Origin of the sequence: Acinetobacter sp. YH12097 (assembly GCF_013419225.1) — a bacterium.
GTDB classification, from domain to species: domain Bacteria; phylum Pseudomonadota; class Gammaproteobacteria; order Pseudomonadales; family Moraxellaceae; genus Acinetobacter; species Acinetobacter amyesii.
The window spans coordinates 79738-100487 of the sequence record NZ_VPAN01000005.1; the positions used below are offsets into that span (position 1 = coordinate 79738).

Below are 20750 nucleotides of genomic sequence, written 5' to 3' on the forward strand. Positions count from 1 at the left end.
CCAAATTTAGGGCTTTGTTTTGAATTTATTTAATTGATTGAAATTTAATCATTAATTATTTTTGTTATTTTCTAAGATTCGCTAAAAGTCGTATACATTTAAGCCAAAATAGGCGTTGCGATGATTGGATGCATGATCGAGTTATCAGATTATAAAATCTAACTAAAACTACTATCAATTTACTAAATGCCCCAAAGCGCTCGAATCAGGATAGGCTATAACAAATAACGAGATAGTCACTTTTGTACATTTCGCTTTTTGCAGTGCGAAACAAAAGATTAATTAAACGAGTTAAATAATGCCTAGTGAAAATTTGAAAACGAAACGTCCTTTATATATTCCTTATGCCGGAAATACACTTTTAGAACTCCCACTTTTAAATAAAGGCTCTGCGTTTAATGAAGATGAACGTAAGAGCTTTAATTTGCACGGTTTAATTCCACACGTCACAGAAAGCATTGAAGAGCAAAGTCAGCGTTCTTATCAGCAATATTGTGCATTTAATAGTGATATCAATAAGCATATTTACCTGCGTAATATTCAAGACACCAACGAGACGCTGTTCTATCACTTAATTGAAAACCACCTCAGTGAGATGATGCCGATCATCTACACACCAACAGTGGGTGAAGCTTGTCAGCGCTTTTCAGATATTTACCGTCGTCATCGTGGGATCTTTATTTCATATCCTGACCGTGATCATATTGACCAAATTATTCATAACGTGAATAAAAAGAACGTGAAAGTGATCGTTATTACGGACGGTGAACGTATTCTTGGACTTGGTGACCAAGGCATTGGGGGGATGGGGATTCCAATTGGTAAGTTGTCGCTCTACACCGCATGTGGTGGGATCAGTCCAGCTTATACATTGCCGATTACTTTAGATGTCGGAACCAATAACCAACAGCTGTTGAATGACCCGATTTATATGGGATGGAGTCAGCCTCGTATCAGCGGTGAAGAATATTATCAATTTGTTGATGACGTGATTAAAGCCATTCAACAACGTTGGCCAAAAGCGCTGATTCAATTTGAAGACTTTGCACAAAAAAATGCGATGCCTTTATTGGAAAAATATCGCGATAAAATTTGCTGCTTTAATGATGATATTCAAGGAACAGCAGCGGTGTCTGTCGGAAGTTTAATTGCGGCATCACGTGCAGCAGGCAAGCAGCTCAAAGATCAAATCGTCACATTCTTAGGGGCAGGTTCAGCAGGCTGTGGGATTGCAGAGCAGATTATCAAGCAAATGGTGGCGGAAGGTTTAACCGATGCTCAAGCGCGTGCGCGGGTGTTTATGGTCGATCGCTTTGGTTTAATTACTGAAAATCAGCCGAATCTTTTAGATTTCCAACGCAAACTTGCGCAAGCACCGGATAACGTTGCTCATTGGGCAAATGCAGATTCAGTCATTTCGCTATTGGATGTAGTTACACATGCTAAACCGACTGTATTGATTGGCGTTTCGGGACAACCGGGACTGTTTAGCCAAGAGGTCATTGAAACGATGGCTGCGAATTGTGAACAGCCTATTGTGTTGCCACTGTCTAATCCAACATCGCGTGTCGAAGCGGTGCCTGCAGATATTATCGAGTGGACCAAAGGTAAGGCTCTGATTGCGACTGGTAGTCCATTTGCACCAGTGAATTATCACGGCAAGATTCATCATATTTCACAGTGCAATAACTCCTATATTTTCCCGGGGATTGGTCTCGGTGTGATTGCATCTGGGGCGAAACGTGTGACGGAAAATATGCTGATGGCATCGAGTACGGCGTTGGCAGACTGTTCACCAAAATTGGCAGATCCAAATGCCGATTTATTGCCAAGTTTGGATTATTTACAGGATATTTCGAAGAAAATCGCTTTGAAAGTGGCATTGGCAGCGATTGCTGATGGTGTTGCACCAAATGTCAGCGTTGAAGTGCTCGAACATGCGATTGAAGAGAATTTCTGGAAACCTGAATATCGTGATTATGTCCGTGTGACCTATTAATTCGGTCTAAAGATCCTGTTTGAACAGAATCGAATTTGCACCTAATTGAAAAAATACCCTAATCTGGATTAGGGTATTTTTTATGTGTAGCCGCACGCTTTTTTCTAAGAAATACGAAAAATAATCGTGAGGGTCGTTTTAAATTTTGCGTTTATCGAGCTGGTTGGAAATGTGATCACCACAGGCTTGAACCAGCATCACGATCGCGACCAATACCACAATCACTGCCAACATGATTTGCATATCAAAGCGTTGATAACCGTACCGATAAGCAATATCCCCCAAACCACCTGCACCGATCGCCCCTGCAATGGCAGAAGAATTAATCATGGTCACCAAGGTCACGGTAAAGCCTGCGACGATGCCGGGAAGCGCTTCAGGGAGCAGCATATGCCAAATGATTTGTTTGCGGTTACAGCCGATGGCTTGAGCAGCCTCAATCAGACCTTGATCGACTTCACGTAAGCTTACTTCAGCTATACGTGCAAAAAAAGGCGTGGCCGCAAGGGTTAAAGGCACGACAGCGGCCCAAACGCCATAACTGGTGCCCACGATAAAGCGCGTGAGCGGAATAAGCGCCACCATTAAAATCAGAAAAGGCACCGAACGGGTAATATTGACCAACCAACCTAGCGTGTGGTTTAGGCTTTTTGAAGGATAAATCCCGTGTTCAGCACTACACACCAATACGACCGCTAAAGGCAGGCCGATCAGAAAGGCCACAAAGGCTGAAACGCCGACCATCAGTAAGGTATCAATGGTTCCACTAATCAGTAAATCAATGAGTTGGTCGTGCATAGCCGAGTACCTCAATCTTTGCGATATGGTGTTTAAGTTGTTCAGATAAGGCGTTGATCTCTAAATGGCTGTGGTCTATTGCAACAATCAAAGAACCGATTAAATGCCCTTGAATACTATCGATATGACTTTGATACAGATGTACTGGCGCCTGAAATTGATCAAAAATAAACTTTAAGTCCGGCGACTGTTGTAGTGTCGATTCATAGCGTAATTTTAAAATGATTTGATCATTTGGATCTGACGGTTGTGGCTGAATATCGCTTGGTAAATCAAGCTGTTCAAGGTTGAGCAACTCTTGTGTGATCTGCTGCTGAGGCGTAGAAAACACTTTCCAAACCTGTCCTGCTTCTACAATTTCGCCTTGATCGATCACCACAACTTGATCGCAAATCTCGCGAATGACCTGCATTTCATGGGTAATCAACACAATGGTGATACCGAGCTTTTGATTAATTTCTTTAAGCAAAGACAGCACAACAGAAGTACTTTCAGGATCGAGTGCAGAAGTCGCTTCATCACAGAGTAAAATTTCCGGATGATGAACTAACGCTCGTGCAATCCCGACACGTTGTTTTTGCCCACCGGAAAGTTGAGAAGGGTAGTGCGCTGCTTTATTTTCAAGACCCACTAGCTTCAGCACTTCATTCACTCGCTGAGAGATATCAGCTTGACTGAAATTGGCAATTTTAAGGGGCAGCGCAATATTGTCATACACGGTTTTGGCAGACATCAAATTAAAATGCTGAAAAATCATGCCTATGCGTTGACGCAGTGCAATCAACCCTGCGTGATTTAAGCTTGATAATTCTTGTTGATGGATGTGAATACTGCCATCACTGATTTGTTCTAAGCCATTCAGCGTTCGAATCAGCGAAGATTTACCCGCGCCGCTTTTCCCAATAATGCCGAATATTTTGCCTTGTGGAATATTCAGATTGATATCTTTTAAGGCATGAACCTGCTGTCCTTGCACATCATAAAATTTATTTAAATTTTTGATTTGGATATGGGGGACGGCAAATTCAACCGATGAACCGAAACTCACCATGAGCGACTCCTTATTTCCAACCAGGGAACCACAGTTTTGCACCAAAATCTGCGTCCAATGCCTGTTTAACTTTAGGTGAGTTTTGATAAATATCGACAAATTTACGCAGTTTATCGTCACGATCTACATAGTCATCACGAACGGCAAATAAGATGGCAAAACGCTTGTCGGTATTGGAGTCAAACAGTAAGGCATTTTCAGGATCGGCAGTTTTTGCTAGACGTAAATAATGTGGATAGCCAAAAGCCAGATCGACATCATCAATCGCACGTGCCGTTTGAGGGCCTTCCACCTCAATAAATTGAAGTTGTTTAGGATTCGCAGCAATGTCATTTAAAGTCGATAAAAAGTTATCTGGCTGTTTCAGTTCAATGAGCTTGGCTTGCTGTAACAGTTGTAAGGCACGGCCCTGATTGACCGGATCATTCGGAATCACCACTTTGGCTTTATGGGGTAAATCAGCAAAGTTTTTATACTTTTTGGAATACAGCCCGACATGGGTTGCAGCACCAACATCAAAGGCTTTGATTTTAAAATCCGTTTCTTTTTTTGCATTGTCTAGAAACGGCTGATGTTGGAAAAAGTTTGCATCAATATCGCCGTGGTTTAGAGTGATATTCGGGGTATTCCAGTCTGAAAATTCCACCAATTTCACATTCAGCCCTTGCTGCTTGGCTTCATCTGCGGCGACTTGTAAGGGTTTAGCAAAAGATGGGCTAATCCCAATCACCAATTCACTTTGATGATTTTTCTTTTGTTGATTCCAAATAACTAAGCCAATCACCAAGATGGCCACGATCACACCAATCAGTGTGAATTTAGATTTTGCTGTTTGTGCCATGGCACACCTCTATTTTTTGAAATAATTAAATTTTTTGACTAAAATTTTATTTTTTAAGTGCAGCTTATGCTGTCTCAACGTTTTTAATTGCTGCCTGAGATCCCGCGTCGGAAGTGCGACATCGGTAGCGATGAGCAGGATGTGTCGTGGCTAAATGGTCACCTTGTTGAAACAGTTTTTGCCGCAAACTACCGGTGTCATATGCAGTTTTATAGCGACCACGTTGCTGTAATTCAGGAATGACCAAACGAATAAAATCTTGATGTGACTCAGGTGCAACGGTGCGAGTCAGATTAAATCCATCGATGCCAGTTTCATCCAAATAATCAATTAACTGTTCTGCAACATTGGCACCACTCCCAACAAAGAGCGGATAACGCCCACCTAGAACGTGCTGAGCACGCAAATCTTGGCGCGTAATTTTCTGCTCTTTAAATTTTTGATTGACCGATGCGATGCTATTGGTCTGCTGATACGGAATGGCTTCATCTTCTGCAAAGTTGGCGAGGTTCATCCCAATCGAGCTGGAAAAGTGTGCCAGTCCCGCTTCAGGATTGGCATAGCGAATGTATTCAGCCAATTTCTCTTGGGCGAGTTCATCGGTCTCTGCGGTCACTACCGTAATGCCGACAAAGAGTTTTACGGCTTGTGGGTCACGACCTTGCGCTGCGGTTTGACTGCGAATTTTCTGTACCTGATTTTTGACTTTTTCAGCGCTGTCTGCACCGATAAACATGCCTTCCGCATGTTGCGTCGCAAAAGCTAAGCCACGTGGTGAAGCACCGGCCTGATACAACACAGGGGTGCGCTGTATCGACGGGGAAACTTGAAATACCCCTTGGCTTTGATAGAACTTGCCTTGGTGTTGAATGGCATGTACTTTTTTTGGGTCACTAAAGATTCGATGTACTTTATCTTTTTGAACCGCATCATTTTCCCAAGAGCCTTCCCAAAACTTATAGCAAAGTTGCAAAAATTCTTCGGCTTGTTCATAGCGTAGATCATGATCTTTCAAGCCTTTTTGCCCAATGAGGCGTTCTGCACTGTCTAAATATCCAGTCACGATATTCCAGCCGATTCGACCTTGGGTCAGATGGTCTAGGCTGGCGAATCGACGTGCAAATTGATAAGGCGTTTCATAGCTCAAATTGACTGTTACACCAAAACCTAAGTTTTCAGTGACCGCAGCCATTGCAGAAATCAGGGTGCTGGGGTCATGGCTCGGCAGTTGGATCGATTCTTTAAGTGTGAGATCGATATTGCCTTCATAAACATCATAGACCCCTGTGATATCCGCTATAAATAGCCCATCAAACAGCCCTTTCTCCAAGGTTTTGGCAAGACCCGTCCAATAGCTCAGTTCATTAAAGCGGTGTGACTCATCGCGTGGATGGGTCCATAAGCCATGATTGATATGGCCGACACAGTTCATGTCGAAGGCATTCAGTAAAATTTTCTTGGCTGGATGTGATTGGGTATCTGCTGTGGTGATTTCGCTCATTACAAGGTCCCTCGACGTGGGGGCAATACGCCATTTAGGAGGTAATTGGCAATAAAGAAATATTTCCAACGCCCTGCATCATGCAAGGTGTGGACACGTGCATTACGCCAAAATCGATCTAAGCCATCTTCACGCTGACTGCCACGGCTGCCTGCAAGCTCAATCAATTTTGAAGCCGCTTTCAGTGCAGTTTCAGTACTATGCGCACGCACTTTCGCTACATCTAATGAGGCTTTTGCGATGTTTTCGGCATTGGGCTGTGGGCGAGCAGCATCGATGGAGCGAGCAGCTTGTTTCAGCAAGACCTCACTGGCGCGAACATCTGCGGCAATGCGACCGAGTTCGTATTTGGTTAAAGGATCTTCGCTTGCAAGATCAAGACCTGAATCAATCCATGGTCGAGCTTGGTGTACGCGGCTCAAACTTTCTTCAAAGGCTGCGCGGGCTATACCGACTTCAATCGCAGCATGCATAATTTGCGCAAATGGCCCAACCAATGTTGGTTCCGTAAATGCACGATCAAAGGGAATAACATCTGTGGCAGGAACCGCAACTTGATGAAATTTAACAGAACCGCTGCCCGTGGTGCGTTGTCCAAACCCTGTCCAATCATCGATCAGCTCTAGACCTGCACTTTCACGTGAAATAAAGGCTAAATATTCACGACCATCAGGGTCTTTGACCAATGTAGGAATGCGATGCGCAAATAAACTGCCGGTGCAATAAAACTTTTCACCATTCACTACAAAACCATCGTCATGAGGACGAATCGACGTTTGTTTTTGCGCAGCGGTTTTGGTTTTAAACTCGGCTAAGGCATTGCCAAAACGAGCGCCAGCAAGCACTTCGGCATAAAGCTTTTGCTTTTGTTCAGCAGTGCCGGTGTTTCGTAATACTTCCAATGCATAAAAATGGTTTTGTGGAATTTGTCCAATTGAGCCATCTACACCACTCATAAGCGCAATCACTTGCGCCACGGTATAACTTGAAACGTCAGCACCACCAAATGCTTTGGGAACCGTGATTGCCCAGAGTCCAGATTGGCTATAGGCCTCGATTTCATCAACAGGGAGTATGCGTTCGGCATCACGTTGCACGGCATTTTTTCTAAATTGTTCAGCCAATTGTTTTGCAATTTCAATCGCTTCTGCATCGGACTGAATAATATGTGCAGGTGTTGTTGATGCGGCCTGTAGCGAATTAATATTTGGAAATGAGGTCATCAGAATTCTCCTTAAATCCACGCATGGCGTGCAGGTAATTTATGATTTAAGTAATAGTCGCCTAAGGTATGCAGCTTCCAGCGCACAGGATCATGTAAGGTGTGTACTCTGGCATTGCGCCAGTGTTGATCAAGGTTATGGGCACTTAAACTTGCACGGCTGCCGCCTAATTCAAGGAGTTTTTCAGAGATCTGTAAGGCTGCATCATTGGCATAGATTTTGGCTTCTGTGATACGAATCGAAGCCAGAGCAGCTTGTTGTTCGTTCACCTGAACAAGCTGATCTAATTCATCGAGATAATCTGCGGCTTCATCTAAAAGTAAAATCGCAGCATCCAATAAAACTGCAGATTTCCCCACTTCCTGTAGGGTGTATGGCTCAAAACTGGCTTTCTCGACTTGTGCATCCACAATTGGACGGGCTTTTTGTACCGCAGAAAGGGTGTCTGCAAAGGCAGCTTCCGCAATCCCCACATCGATCGCGACTTGCATCAATTGCGAAAAGGCACCGCGATACGTTGGCCCTGCAGAAAGCTTACGTTCATCAAAAATTAATAGGGGATCTACTGCCACATGATTCAGTTTGACAGTGCCACTAGACGTTGTGCGTTGGCCAAAACCATTCCAGTTATCAATCACTTCTACGCCTGTAGCGTGTCGATCAATGATGGTCAGGACAACATGACCTTCAGGGTGAACGGCTTTAATCGCCAACCAATCTGCAAAACTACTGCCGGTCGAATAGAACTTTTCACCATCGACCACATACGTTCCATTTTCAATGCGCAGCGTTGTATTTAAGGTTTTGGTGTCTTTGGTATTGCGCTCTGGGCCACCATTGGCTAAACGTTTTCCCTGTAAAATTTCATTAAAAATAAAGGCTTTTTGTTCATCCGTTCCCATGAGGTCAATCATATACAGCAAGGCAATTTGGTTTTGTGGAATTTGGCCCACGCTAGAATCTGCTTTATTGATAATGCGAAAAACCTGCGCCAGTGTCTTGTTGGACACGTAGGCACCGCCAAATTTTTTGGGAATACGAATGCCGCCTAAACCTTTCTGACTGAATAAGTCGATTTCTGCAAAAGGCAGTAGGCGGTTCTGATCACGTTCATTTCGACCTTCCAAAGCAAAATCTGCAACATGATACGCTGCATGAATTGCTTCTAAGTCATTTTCAATAACATGAATATTTTCAGAGATTAAATGAGACATAATGACACCTTTAATAGATATCAAAACGCTACTCGTAAATGCGTGATTCTTTAAATGATGGATTATTCTTAACTTAGCAGAATGTCTTTTTAGCATTTAATCTGCATAAAAATTATGCAAATTAGATAAAATAAGTGTTTGATTTAAAACAATAGATGTAGAAATAACAACAAATGAATTTATTAGAAAATAAGGTATTAGCAACTTTGCAGATATTCAACCTTAAAAATAATATATCTAAGACAGTGGGTTAGATACTTCTATTTGAATGAAGTATAGCTTTGTTCAAGGCCTCATTTAACATTGTAGATTCGTCTGAATCGCTCCAAATTATCTCACTTTCTTTGTAGAAGACAAAAGCTTAGTAATATTACGATAGCTATAAAGAAAGTAGTGATAGGCTTCATCTAGCTATTGGCTCTAGAGCTTGATGTTTTAACATACATTAAATGGGATGAGTGGAAACCTCAGTCTGAATATCGTTGCCAATGCAGTTAAGAAATTGCTTCGAACAGGAATAAAGGATGAGATTCTAAATTACCAGTTCAATATTTCTTAAATTAATCAGATTCATGCATGTGTAATGGTTTGAAATCAATTGAACGAACGAGGCTGTTTTCACCCCTCAATGATGACTTAAATCTAAGTTGTTTAGGAGGGCTTAATTTTTTGAATCTTTGAATAAGCATGTCGATCAAAACACAATACTTGAAAAGGAGTATACTTCTACTACTAAAGTACAATCACAGTGTGTGATTGTACTCAATCTTCAAACTTCGTTACATAGGCAACTATTTGGTATCAATAGCCCAAATTATTTCCTTATCTGTAAGTATTTAAAACTGAATGCTAGCCATAACTTCAAGAATTGAATGAGTAGAATGTAATTAGATTTATACGATTTCAAATGCGTTTTGTTGGGCACCATGTATTTATAGCATACGATTTAAAAGACTTTACTTTATTCTAATTTTTTGACTATTCAACCAAGCTTATATTACCCAGAGGCAAGGTATGAACACAGAACAAACCTCTCCGCAAGAGCGTGTAGGGGCTAAAGTCTACCGATATTTTTTTATCGTACTGACTGCTCTGATCGCACTATATTTAATCATCCAAGGTTCTAAATTATTGAGTCTCGGTGGTTCAAGCTATTATCTCATTGCTGGTGTTGCGTATATCGTCATCGCTGTTTTATATGCAATGAAAAAAGCCGCTGGCTTTTGGTTGTCTATCATCACATTTATTGCAACTGTGATCTGGGCAATTGCTGAAGTGCAAGGTTTTGACTTTTGGCAATATATTCCACGTTTAGTGACCCCAACTGTTTTATTTGTTTTAAGCCTATGGGCAAGTCGTAGTCTGCCTGCACTGAGCCTCACAAAAGTTAAAATAGCCAATCAAGTTGGATTCGTTGGTTTAGCTGCCTGTGTGGTTGCGCTGATTGCCGCATTCTTCCCACATGGCAAAATTTTAAATCCAGTTGATCTCGTACAAGATCCAAGTTTAGCAAAACCAAATGCTGAAAACCCAGACAACTGGGAGTATTTTGGTCGTAATGGTAACGGTACACGTTTCGCTCCATATACTGACATTACCCCTGAAAATGTCAAAGATTTGAAAGTTGCTTGGACCTACCATACGGGTCGTGATTTGAAAGCAGGTGTAGACGAAAATACACCCATTCAAATTGGTAGCACACTGTATTCATGTACACCGACCAATATTATCACTGCCATTGATGGTGATAGTGGTAAAGCACTTTGGAAATATGATCCTAAAGCAAAAACTGCGGAACATATTACCTGTCGTGGTGTAGGCTACTACGATGCAACTAAAGATAAATCACTTACACCTGCCGATTTAGCATCTAACGGCATCAAAGCATGTCCACAACGTATTTTAACCTCTACTGTTGATGGTCGTTTAATTGCCTTGAATGCGAAAACAGGTGCTTTATGCCCTGAGTTTGGTATCAATGGTCAAGTCGATGTTTTACATGACATGGGGCCAACTGAACAAAGTAAACGCTACCACCCAACATCAACTCCTCTCATTGCAGGTCATGTTGCAATTTTAGGTGGCTGGGTCCGTGATATTGTGCACGGCGAGCCTTCTGGTGTCGTACGTGCCTATGATGTTCGTACAGGTAAATTGGCTTGGGCGTGGGATATTGGTAATCCTGAACTTGTTGGTGAGCCTAAAGATGGTAAAGGTTATACCCTTGAAACGCCAAACATGTGGACCATTCCAACCTATGACAAAGACTTAAATCTTGTTTATTTACCTACTGGTAATGGTCCTCCAGATTATTGGGGTGGTGACCGTAGTGGTGCTAAAGAGAAATTTGGTTCGGCTGTCGTTGCTGTCAATGCAACGACTGGTAAAACAGTGTGGTCGTATCAAATTGTGCATCATGACGTATGGGATTATGACTTACCGTCACAACCTGTGCTTTACACCATGACCAATGATCAAGGTGAAAAAGTTCCTGCATTGATTCAAACCACTAAAATGGGACAAATCTTTGTCTTAGACCGTCGTACGGGTAAACCAGTGTCTAAAGTGGTTGAAAAAACCGTTCCAACCTCTGGTGCTGCTGAAGGTGAAAAACTTTCTCCAACTCAACCATATTCTGTCGATATGCCACAAATTGGGAATGACACTTTACGTGAAAAAGACATGTGGGGGATCTCTACCTTTGACCAATTAAACTGTCGTATTGATTATAAAGATTCTGTGTATCAAGGTCTTTATACCCCGCCGGGTGAAAAACCATATATAGAATGGCCAAGTCTTTTAGGTGGTATGAACTGGGGTGGTATTTCTATCGATGAATCAACAGGTTTGATGTTCGTCAACGATATGCGTATGCCACTTCGTATGTCTCTTGTACGTAAAGAAGACATGGGCAAGTACAAAATCTCAACGGATGAAGTTCCAGGATTCATGGGGACTGTACGTCCACAATTTGCAGGTCCATATGCAGGTGTAAAAATCGACATCATGCAGTCTGCATTGGGTGTACCATGTAACCGCCCTCCGTTCGGAACCATGACAGCGATTGATTTGAAATCTAAAAAAGTCGTTTGGGAAGTGCCAATGGGGACTGCTGAACAACTTGGACCTTTAGGTATTAAATCTCATATGCCAATGCCTCTTGGTATGCCTACTTTAGGTGGTCCAACGTCAACTGCTTCTGGTCTAGTATTCTTTGCAGGTACTCAAGATTACTACTTACGTGCTTTAGACTCTAAAACCGGTAAAGAAGTGTGGAAAGCTGAACTTCCTGTGGCTGCTGTTGCAGCACCATTGATTTATAAGTCACCAAAAACTGGAAAACAATATGTGGTTATTTCTGCAGGTGGTGCAAGCCACTCTAAAGATGTAGGTGATTACATCATTGCCTATGCTTTGCCTGATCAAAAATAATTGACATACAATTTACTAAAAAACCAAAGCTTAGGCTTTGGTTTTTTTTGAAAAAATAATGATCAATATCTAAAATTTTAATAAGTAATTAACTACACTAATCATAGTTTTTCACAAATTCTAAAACGTAGATCGCATTCAACTTTTAAAGTCCCTTTTTATGCTTAATTCGTCACCTTAATTATAGGGAGTAAGAGAGTCATGTAATTTATTTGATACACGGTGTTTCATCACATATTATCAAATCAAGGGATGTTATTTTGTCTCGTATATTTAAAGAATAATCCTAATTTTCGAGTAGCTAGTAGTAGGAGGTTTTCAAAAAATGAATAAAATTAGTCATAAAAAAAGCCCCCATCTTTCGATGAGGGCTTTTTGAATTTGGAGCGGGAAAGGAGACTCGAACTCCCGACCCCAACCTTGGCAAGGTCACCGAGATTTATGCCATTAAATGATGTTAACTATAAATATATGATTTAATTGATTGTGTGTAGTTTTTAGTGGGGTGAAATTTTTAGCAATTTAGATCATTTAAGGGTATTTTGGTCACTTCATATTGGGAATTTTAGTCTATAAAAGTCACCTGTATTTTGGTGCGAATTTTCATGAGAAACAACAACATTATATAATTTAATATAATGATTCTTGATCCTCATGAAAATTTTTTATATTCAATTCAATAAATGAATATTATGCTCAATCCTATTTTGGATCATCTGGAGAGTCTCTGTTTGAATTTGTCCAGGTAATAGATCATGAGCGATATTGCTGAATCGGATTGCAACCTTACAAATCGAGCCAATAATTTCATCGACTTCTTGGGCAGAAAGTTCCGCTTCCTGAGTACCAAGTTTTACAAGAGCTTGTCGAGGAATATCCAGTGCCTCACCCATGATATCCATTTGATGATATCCACCTGGCCCCTCACAGAAAGTAACATCATAGGCAGGGGAGAGTTTCCATTGCCCATTTTGGGACATCAGAAATGAAAAGTTTTTGCAATGATCATCTCGATTATTGAAGACTACATTGAAAACAGCTCGCTTGAATGCAATTGCTTTTTCGCGAACATCATTGGTGCAAAAGTGTGCAGCGCGAAGAAAGTTACTGTAGTCTAAACTCCCTGGTGATTTAAAATCAGCTCCGGTGAAGGCCGCTAAACTTTGCATAGGGATACGCATGCCATCGTGGCGGTCAAATCTCTTTGATGCAAATGCGGTTAATCCATTCGGAAGAGTAAAATATTGAGTGTCAGGGGTATCAATATGACAATGACGCAAACATTCTGCATAAACAGCTTCAATTGCACAAACTTCAGGATGCTCTTGCTGAGCGGGAAATTTGATCAGCCAAGCTTCATGTTGATGTGAGCTAACTGTTGAGAATTCGTTGGTGACAGGATCACGATAGACGAGTGCTTTTGGCCTTGCACCTTGTGGAGATCCACCCATAATTAATAAATGCTGTAAAAATTCTGCACCTTCTCCTTTGAGAACTTGCTGAACTTCTTGAGCGAGTTTAATCAGTGGAATATTTTCAGTTAATGCTAACTCAGGTGCTGATGGTTCAAAGGATAATGCCCCCATTGCATGTGTATTAATATACGCGAGTCGTTCTAATGGCCCAATCCGTGCTGGATTGAGTCCATTTTTTTTAAATAATCGATCCATAAGAAGCATGCCCCAACCATCGGGTAGGGCATCATATATAGGACCTGGCAATCCCATTTGATGTGTAGGAAAGTTCGTTCTTAATGAGTCACCTTTTAATGGAAGTAGGTAAGAGGAAAATTCTAAACCTTTACTGATCGCTTCTGCACTGTATTCAAAGGCAATTAATGGCCGACCTGTGATTGCGGTTGAGGAGACCAGTGTACCCCAAAGCCAATATTCACCCCATCCATTGTAGTAAACATTAAGTTTTTTGAGCATGGACTTATTTCCTTTTGATACGTTGGCGAGCCGTATTGCTCTCATAGCGGAGAATGTCATTTACACTGTTTAAATGAGGTTTGAAGAGTTCCTCTAATTCTTTTAATCGGCCCAATACCATGGCAACGCGTACTAAATTTTCAAATGAAACATTTCGACCGGCTTCCAGATTAGATACTGTATTCACACTAATACCAGCACGTGTAGCGACGTCTGCCTGAGTCATTTCCAGATAAAGTCGTTCTTTGCGAAGCCTTTCACATAATAACGTGACAATCTCTTCAGGCTTTTTGAATTTTAAATCCATAATATTGGGTCTTATATCTATATATATCTATTAAAACACAAAATAATGGATTTATAAAAATAAACCATTTGATGTAAGGAGGGTGCTTAATTAGCCTGATTAGATCTAATTAGACTAAAGAAGTCTAATTAGACATTTACAATTTAATAGAGTCTAACAACCTGCTTTAAGCTTAATCAGTTTCGCCTGATGTCGCGAGGAACCAGTATTTGCTATCAGGTTAATCTGGAATATTTGGCACAAGTGGTTTGGAGCAATGAGGTTATGGGCAGGGGTTTATCTTTTCTGATAACTTATTGGGTACCGATTCACAGTTTATTCATCATATTCTGAAAATATTTCTTCAATTTCATCCTACTGCGGCAATTTATACTTTTTTATTCACTTCGAATTGTAAACCAATACTGCAAATTCTTGTTTAAATGATCATTAAATTTTGTGCTAACTTGGACAGACATTATTTGGCTAGTGGGACAAACAGTTATTGCTCTTTAAGATGATTAATTTTACCACTCATGGTTGGAAGTCTATATTAAATCATTACAGGAATGACTGGTAAACCACGAATAAGAATGCGTGGTAAACTTATCCAATAATTTGCATTAAAGATGAGAAACGATCATTAGATACATCAGTAGTTTGAATACCCCAAGTGCTTTTGCATCTTTATACTTGAAAGAGAACTTGATTCGCTCTTCCTCCTCATTCAGGCTAAAATTTTCTGCCCGTAATGTTAAATCCTGTAATGTCTTTTTGAGCTCTATCTTGCTCTGCTGAGAGAGTTCTAGATGAAGATATTTCTTGGGAAATAAGCTATGAATAAAAGAAAGAAGTTTCTTCAGTTGCCGTTTTTCATTCAGTTCAAAAATTAACTGGGCTGAATTGGGCTGAACTTTTTCAAGATAAATTGAGTAGATCGTATGAAGCTGTTTTTTGTATTTACTTTGTACATTTGCATAACGCTCCTGAACATGTTGAATGACCTTTTTTTCCTCCTGATTGGTTGGCAACATGGTGACCAATGCATTCGGAGTTTTCCTTAAAAAATCTGTGGTAAATAACCTCGATGATTTTTTTTGGTTTACACAGGAGGTTTTCAAATGCTGGGCTCTAGCACGTAATTTTTGCGCGATTTGCAAAGGAATGGCTTCAGGTAACATAAGGTCTTGTTCTTTTTCTACTGCAAGAATGTGATGCAATAATTCAAAAGTCATCTCTGAGTCATGAGCTCCTAGCATCAGTGAATCAGGCGATTTCTGTTGACCTAGTTGAAATTGATGATCATGTTGCCTGTAACGGTCTTTAGTGAGTTGATCAAATAAAAACTGTTTGATCGCCCGCTGCTGAACAGGATATTTAATGGCATCATCATGTTTCAGAATATTAAAATAGGCTTCTTTAGGAAGCGGGCTGTGCATTTGATTCAGCTGGTAGCTAATTGCTAGATGCATTAAATGCAGATAGCTTGAACAAGTGGTTTCAGGCGTTAGGTGCCCGGCAAAATGAGAGAGTGCATACCAGGTTTGCTGACTATTTCTGTTTCGCAACAATGCATAACGGATACGTAATTGCTCATGTGGGCTATAGTCAGTAAATGCATCTGCAAGTGTTGAGTTTTTTAAAATCAGGTAAAGATGATTAAATGCAGAATGGCGCAGACTATGGTAAGTAAAATTGTGTTCTCCAAAAACTGGCTGGATCAATTGTTTCAATAAGGAATTCACTTCATTTTCATGAGTTTCTTCTAAGGACTGTTTTAAAAACAGCGGTTGTGTAACTGATTTTCCCTGTTCTTTTAGCAGACGTTTTCTATTCTGACTATATGTTTTAAATGTATGTAATTCGTCGGCTTTAAGTAGATGATGCAGGGGAATCTTGCGGTAAGCTGAGTAGCTTTTTTGATTTTTATTGCGATTGTTGCGAATGGTGAGTATCACAGCATCTTCACTAATAAATAGATCACGTACGAAGATATTCAATGTTTCATTGATCCGTAGTCCGACTCTGAACCCCAGAATAAAAATCAGTTTAAATATATTTTTATCCTGAATCGAAATATCTTGAGTATTTTCGAGCTGCTCTAGCATGTGGTAAAAAATATGGGGCGAGATCAATGCGGTTCTGCAGATTTTTACTTGGATTAAACTATCCAGATCCACAGTGGGCGCGTTAAAAAATAATGTCTGTTTGTGATGAAACTCCTGTAGACGTTTTTGTAAAGTCTCTCTAGTTGTTTCTTTCTTTAATAAAAGCATTTCTGCATACATATCTTCAAAATCGGCATTTGAAAATGATGAAATGTCTTTGTCTTGCGTTGCCTGCAGCCAATGGACTGCAAACTGTGAAAACATGGTCTTCAGAGAACTTTGCTTGAGCGGCTGAAAATCTGCACGTATAAGCTTGCGCTTAAATCGTTGCTGCTGCTGGATAATGTGATTGAGACGATCCAGTTGAGGTTGCGTTAATTTTGAGCGTAGAATGCTCCACAGCAGCAAACGTTCCAAGGCTGGAGATTGTTCTTTAGCATATAATTCTATGAGTTGATCGCTATAGTTTTTTGCACGAATAGCTTGACGTATTTCTACTAAAATATCGGCTATATCTAATGCAATAGTGACTGTAGACTGGTTCTGAGGGTTCTCATAAACTTTCTGAATCGTATGGGTAGGCGTGGGTTCAGGCTGAAGAAAATAAGCTGCTAATTGTTTTTCAAGAGGACTGGAACTATAAATTTCATTTTTTAAGATACAAATGGACATTTGATCCAGCCCGCTGTTTTTCAGGAACTGTGTATAGTAAAAACCGTATTTTAACAGGTCTTTACAACGCACCTTTTCCTCAGGAAAGCATTCAATAATACAAGCGTTAATCAGATGTTCTGCATCTTCAATATCCGAAAATAAATCAAATTTTTGATGTTTTAGTCTGTAGATCCAGCATTTCACAATGTCGTGTAGCACAAACGTTTTTGTATAGCTGACTGAAAAATCAGGGTCATTTATACGCTGATTACCGAAATTCCGGTTCGGGATTTCGAGTGTTACCATATGATTTAGGTTTAAAAAACTTTGAAATTTCTTTGTTTTTAAAATGATTTTTAAAAAAAAATGCAATTCGGCATGGTTATAAATGCCATTAAATAATATTGAACTGATCAAACAAAAGCCAAGAGATTGGGTGGGACTGAAGTCATTTCGTTTTGTCCAGTAAGCAATCATATTTTGGGCAAATTGAGTAACTTTTTTACCATGTTTTAAGGTTTCAATATTTTGTAGTGGCAGAGACCTTTCGTACCTTACGGGAGCGGCAGGCACTGGATAGTATTGATTCGATGAAAGATTAAAGCGCTTGATATATTTAGCAAATTCTATACGTGCCATCTGATAGCTACGGATGTTTGACTTACAGTGTTCTAAAAGCTGATTATCAACTTGACGACAAATTTCCGAATAGTTCTCAGGCGTCAGTTCTATACATTTCTCACTAAACAAGTTCAGAAGAAATGCTTTGTTTTTTCTATGCTTTTTTATTCTTTTGAGGGAGTGTGGGTGTTTACTCATTCAATCAGGAATCCGTTAAATGTAGACATACTTTTAAGCTTTAAGAGTCCGACCAGCTTGTCTTGCGCTGCTCGAATGTGATCGTAATCGGTTGCCTGAAAACCCGAATAGCGGTCAAAAAGTTCCTGCATGGGCCCATCGTGACCAAAGATGCCATTCAGCATATCTTCATCGCAGTGCTGTGCAAAAAAATAGCGAGCGAAATGGCGAGTCCAATTGCGCTGCAAAACTATAGTTGGACTGTTCTTTTCAATATCAGCAAGCTCTAAATTTCGGATATATCCTTCAGTCTTGGGATATACAAGAAAGGGGCATTGACCATCAAAGATTTCTTGAATTAATGCTGTTTTTACTTGGTTAGCACAAGCTTTCATAAGGTGCTGAAATTGTTTTAAATAATTCAGATAAGACTGTATTTCATCACGAAGAAAATTATTAAATGGTAGGTAGCGTCCAATGGTACCCGAATAACGTTGCTCTTTATCTGCAACAGCCACCAAACAGTTGTCGAGATCAAGATAATCTAGATTCGGGGGAAAGGCTTCATTTGGTCGGGCAGATGTCATAATCATGCAAACGTACCATAGCCAAATTGAATAATATTTCAGTGTATTAAAAGGGTTAGGGTTTCCCCGAACTTGCTTGTCAAGCTGTTTAAAAAAGGATTTAACCAGAGGCAGGTCTGGCGTTTGCTGACTACCGAAAGTAACAGGGGATTTAAATTCTTCGATATAACTAGTGTCGAGCTGCGGGCAAACCAGATAAAGTGTTTGGCTATAAATATCGAGGATATCAACAATTTTCATTGAATAGTAATGGCTTGGGGTGTAGCTATTAACGTTTTCTCCACTAAGTAATTTACTTTCCAATTCATATCCGAGTTCATTCAACGTGATATCGCTGATTAAACGAGGAAGGTTTCGAGCTGTTAAATGAAAAGTAAGGCCGTCACTGATTCTACGTAAATATTCTTGTACATCTGAAGCAATATCAGCTTTATCCCACTTTTTTAGTTGAAAAATCTGATCAAAATAAACTTTGGGTAAGGGGATGGTAAAAGAATTTCCTATATTCATCATATATTCTTTTAATAAAGTATCTTTAAATTTAGAGTTATCAAAACTTTGCCGAAAATAGAAGTTTTCAGGGCTAAAAGTAATTTCTTTTCTTTTTGAACTCAGACGAAAATTTTTCCGAAATACTAATAGCTCTTTATAATGCGTCAAACTGAGTACTGAAAATAAAAGTAAGGCATGAATTGGAGAGGTTTCTGCCTGTTCAAACAAAATTCGCATAATATACTGTGCGGTAGGCAAATCAAAGACACGAGGATTTGACTTGCTCATTAACTGATTCTTGTTTTGATGCAGAACTTTGTTCTTAAGATTATTGACCTGAGCTGTAGTAGAGTATTGCTCAAGAGGATTAAATTCAAAATTATGATCTTCAACTTTTTCTATAGTTTTATCTTCGCGTGGTTGTTTAGCTGTACCTTGTTCAAAATGAGTCTGATACGTTTGTTCATCATCGAGAGATATTCTTGATATCTTTTGAACATCAGTTTGAGGAGCTTCTTTGGCACCTGAACTGCTTTGGCGATTTCGTTTTAAACGTTCAGACTGAGTAAAGACATATTGATAGATGACACGTAGATTTGCCAGCTGGCCAATTCGTTTTTCATCTAATTCTGGTGTGGAGCGGTTAAGTAACTCTCTATTCTTAGTTTCTTCTTTGTTTAGAAATTCAAGCAGATCCTCCAACTCAATAGGGAGAGTTGGTAATGAGTTATAAAGCCAATGGTATTCCTTTTTTTTGCTGGCTAAACGAAAACGCATACAAAGATTTGCTACGGTGGCTGCATGTTCTTTGCTATCAAGCAATTCAATACATCGAGTATTGAAAATGGCCCATTTCAGGGCATTAGCTTGATATGCTGAAGGCGTATTAATGACTGCAATAAGATAATGAACGAGAGGATATTCACTGATTGATTTGTCTGCAAGTTTTTGAGTTATAATATTGTTAAGTTCAATAATTTCAGTAGGTTTAATGAACTCATTGAGTTTGATTGAATTTTGAAAACTTTCTAGCTTTGCTTCTGCTAGTGTTTGATAGAATTCTCGAAACGGCTCAAGCTTTAATTCTTGAGTATCTTCTAAGTAACTATATCCGTTCATGATGATATTCCAGCCAGAATTTTTTCTAATGAAAGTGAACCAGCATAATTTGAAATAGGACTTACTGGACTTTTGGATTTAGACAGCCCTGATAATTCTCGTAGATGATTGATAGTTAGAACTTCCTGACCGAAAACTTCCTGAAGATGTGCGGCTAAGTATTGTTCATTTAGCCAATGTGCGATGATATCTAAGCCATGAATTGAGTGATGTAATCCGGAACATAGTAATGCCTTTACTTCGCTTAAAGCCATGATGGTGAATTCGTAGGAATTATTTTTTTCATAAGCTCTAAACGTAAATTCAGTTTTATACTTATTGTAAAAATAAGCATAGATCCAGCTGAAATGACTACTAAAAAAATAGTGATCAGCTTTGTCTGTTGTCAGAAGAGGAATTTCGATATTCTGTTTAAAAGTTAAATTCAAGTGATAGTTTTGCTGTTTCTCATTAAGCTGAAAAAATAGAGCAATCCAGATTTGGTAGGCATGCATACATTTTGGATAACACATTAATTGTAAGTTTTTTGAAGATACACGATGACTTTTAATAGCTTTTTTTTTATAGACATATGCTGATGTCTCCCCATATTTATGCCAAGTGGCTGAAAAATAAGCTATAATATTCACGTATTTTTTATAGGAGAGTCAAGGGTTGCGCACCCTATATTGTGTTATTAAATTGTAAATTTCACTATATATAGTGTTTTTAATCTT

The 20750-nt window shown here is 39.7% G+C and carries 13 protein-coding genes; 2 read left to right on the forward strand and 11 right to left on the reverse strand.

What is annotated here, in order from left to right; all coding sequences use genetic code 11:
* The first annotated feature begins 298 nt into the window (after nt 1-298).
* Nucleotides 299-1999, forward strand: coding sequence for an NAD-dependent malic enzyme (locus FTU37_RS03990; RefSeq protein ID WP_180123834.1), 1701 nt, complete (start codon nt 299-301; stop codon nt 1997-1999).
* A 138-nt stretch (nt 2000-2137) separates the two neighbouring features.
* Here the strand turns inward: FTU37_RS03990 and FTU37_RS03995 are convergent, their stop codons facing one another.
* The 6 genes from FTU37_RS03995 to FTU37_RS04020 all read right to left on the reverse strand — a co-directional run bounded on the left by FTU37_RS03995 (nt 2138) and on the right by FTU37_RS04020 (nt 8627).
* Nucleotides 2138-2797, reverse strand: a complete 660-nt coding sequence (locus FTU37_RS03995) for a methionine ABC transporter permease (RefSeq protein ID WP_180123835.1) — start codon at nt 2795-2797, stop codon at nt 2138-2140.
* Nucleotides 2778-3848, reverse strand: a complete 1071-nt coding sequence (locus tag FTU37_RS04000; protein ID WP_180123836.1) for a methionine ABC transporter ATP-binding protein — start codon at nt 3846-3848, stop codon at nt 2778-2780. Before FTU37_RS04000 ends, FTU37_RS03995 begins: the two co-directional genes overlap by 20 nt.
* Nucleotides 3849-3858: 10 nt before the next feature.
* The gene (locus tag FTU37_RS04005; RefSeq protein WP_180123837.1) at nt 3859-4689 is read right to left on the reverse strand and encodes a MetQ/NlpA family ABC transporter substrate-binding protein; all 831 of its coding nucleotides are present in this window, start codon (nt 4687-4689) and stop codon (nt 3859-3861) included.
* 64 nt (nt 4690-4753) lie between these two features.
* Complete coding sequence (locus tag FTU37_RS04010) at nt 4754-6190, reverse strand: LLM class flavin-dependent oxidoreductase (protein WP_180123838.1); 1437 nt, start codon at nt 6188-6190, stop codon at nt 4754-4756.
* Complete coding sequence (locus FTU37_RS04015; protein WP_180123839.1) at nt 6190-7413, reverse strand: SfnB family sulfur acquisition oxidoreductase; 1224 nt, start codon at nt 7411-7413, stop codon at nt 6190-6192. Before FTU37_RS04015 ends, FTU37_RS04010 begins: the two co-directional genes overlap by 1 nt.
* An 11-nt stretch (nt 7414-7424) precedes the next feature.
* The gene (locus FTU37_RS04020) at nt 7425-8627 is read right to left on the reverse strand and encodes an SfnB family sulfur acquisition oxidoreductase (RefSeq protein ID WP_180123840.1); all 1203 of its coding nucleotides are present in this window, start codon (nt 8625-8627) and stop codon (nt 7425-7427) included.
* A 1014-nt stretch (nt 8628-9641) separates the two neighbouring features.
* Between FTU37_RS04020 and FTU37_RS04025 the strand changes: the two genes are divergently transcribed.
* Entirely contained in the window at nt 9642-12059 is a 2418-nt protein-coding gene (locus FTU37_RS04025) for a membrane-bound PQQ-dependent dehydrogenase, glucose/quinate/shikimate family (protein ID WP_180105734.1), read from the forward strand.
* 671 nt (nt 12060-12730) lie between these two features.
* Here FTU37_RS04025 and FTU37_RS04030 read toward each other — a convergent pair.
* From FTU37_RS04030 to FTU37_RS04050, 5 genes are all read right to left on the reverse strand, one after another.
* Nucleotides 12731-13990, reverse strand: a complete 1260-nt coding sequence (locus FTU37_RS04030; protein ID WP_180123841.1) for a type II toxin-antitoxin system HipA family toxin — start codon at nt 13988-13990, stop codon at nt 12731-12733.
* A gap of 4 nt (nt 13991-13994) precedes the next feature.
* Nucleotides 13995-14297 carry a helix-turn-helix domain-containing protein gene (locus tag FTU37_RS04035; protein ID WP_010325618.1) on the reverse strand — a complete coding sequence of 101 codons (303 nt, stop codon included), beginning with the start codon at nt 14295-14297 and terminating at the stop codon, nt 13995-13997.
* Between the two features lie 602 nt (nt 14298-14899).
* Nucleotides 14900-17857 (reverse strand): tyrosine-type recombinase/integrase, encoded by a 2958-nt coding sequence (locus FTU37_RS04040; RefSeq protein WP_180123842.1) that lies wholly within the window; start codon nt 17855-17857, stop codon nt 14900-14902.
* Entirely contained in the window at nt 17854-20034 is a 2181-nt protein-coding gene (locus FTU37_RS04045; protein WP_180123843.1) for a hypothetical protein, read from the reverse strand. Before FTU37_RS04045 ends, FTU37_RS04040 begins: the two co-directional genes overlap by 4 nt.
* A complete protein-coding gene (locus tag FTU37_RS04050) occupies nt 20031-20663 on the reverse strand; it encodes a hypothetical protein (protein ID WP_373686268.1) in 633 nt (210 codons plus the stop codon). The genes FTU37_RS04045 and FTU37_RS04050 overlap by 4 nt, the downstream gene beginning before the upstream one ends.
* Between the last annotated feature and the right edge of the window lie 87 nt (nt 20664-20750).

Bases quoted from the DNA above. Each gene is read 5' to 3' on its own strand.
- FTU37_RS03990 (WP_180123834.1), top strand. From the start codon at position 299: ATGCCTAGTGAAAATTTGAAAACGAAACGTCCTTTATATATTCCTTAT.
- FTU37_RS03995 (WP_180123835.1), bottom strand. From the start codon at position 2,797: ATGCACGACCAACTCATTGATTTACTGATTAGTGGAACCATTGATACC.
- FTU37_RS04000 (WP_180123836.1), bottom strand. From the start codon at position 3,848: ATGGTGAGTTTCGGTTCATCGGTTGAATTTGCCGTCCCCCATATCCAA.
- FTU37_RS04005 (WP_180123837.1), bottom strand. From the start codon at position 4,689: ATGGCACAAACAGCAAAATCTAAATTCACACTGATTGGTGTGATCGTG.
- FTU37_RS04010 (WP_180123838.1), bottom strand. From the start codon at position 6,190: ATGAGCGAAATCACCACAGCAGATACCCAATCACATCCAGCCAAGAAA.
- FTU37_RS04015 (WP_180123839.1), bottom strand. From the start codon at position 7,413: ATGACCTCATTTCCAAATATTAATTCGCTACAGGCCGCATCAACAACA.
- FTU37_RS04020 (WP_180123840.1), bottom strand. From the start codon at position 8,627: ATGTCTCATTTAATCTCTGAAAATATTCATGTTATTGAAAATGACTTA.
- FTU37_RS04025 (WP_180105734.1), top strand. From the start codon at position 9,642: ATGAACACAGAACAAACCTCTCCGCAAGAGCGTGTAGGGGCTAAAGTC.
- FTU37_RS04030 (WP_180123841.1), bottom strand. From the start codon at position 13,990: ATGCTCAAAAAACTTAATGTTTACTACAATGGATGGGGTGAATATTGG.
- FTU37_RS04035 (WP_010325618.1), bottom strand. From the start codon at position 14,297: ATGGATTTAAAATTCAAAAAGCCTGAAGAGATTGTCACGTTATTATGT.
- FTU37_RS04040 (WP_180123842.1), bottom strand. From the start codon at position 17,857: ATGAGTAAACACCCACACTCCCTCAAAAGAATAAAAAAGCATAGAAAA.
- FTU37_RS04045 (WP_180123843.1), bottom strand. From the start codon at position 20,034: ATGAACGGATATAGTTACTTAGAAGATACTCAAGAATTAAAGCTTGAG.